At 56.5% G+C, this 370-nt stretch carries 1 protein-coding gene; it reads left to right on the top strand.

Features of this window, described 5'->3' with window-relative positions; genetic code table 11:
* Positions 1 to 59: 59 nt before the first annotated feature.
* The gene (locus ACODTY_RS24185) at positions 60 to 368 is read left to right on the top strand and encodes a N,N-dimethylformamidase alpha subunit family protein (RefSeq protein WP_488996710.1); all 309 of its coding nucleotides are present in this window, start codon (positions 60 to 62) and stop codon (positions 366 to 368) included.
* The last annotated feature ends 2 nt before the right edge of the window (positions 369 to 370 follow it).

Raw genomic sequence — 370 nt, forward strand, 5'->3', positions numbered from 1 at the left:
GATCAGTAGCGGCTGACGCTTTGATCGTTGCCCAGGACACACGTCAGCGAGGTGCATAGGTGTCTCTCTACAAGCTGAAGCCAGAGGACAGAAATCTCTTCGAAGAGTTCAAGGCTCGGCCTGTCGGGCACCACAGTCCTGAGCTCCAGAAGGTCCTGAATTTGTTCCGCAGAGGTTCGATCGAAGGCAAATACGTCCTCGTTTGCACCAAGCCTCATCAAGAATGGGTTCTGGCGCAGCTGCCAATGCGGCGCGGCGGCCGGGTCAAAATCCACCACAACCGCATCTTCCATTCACTCAAGGAGGCCGAACTTGAAGTGTTCAAGCTCCGGTGGCTCGAACATACGGGCGAGCGCCTCGATGACTAGGG

Source organism: Mesorhizobium sp. FG116, assembly GCF_057809835.1.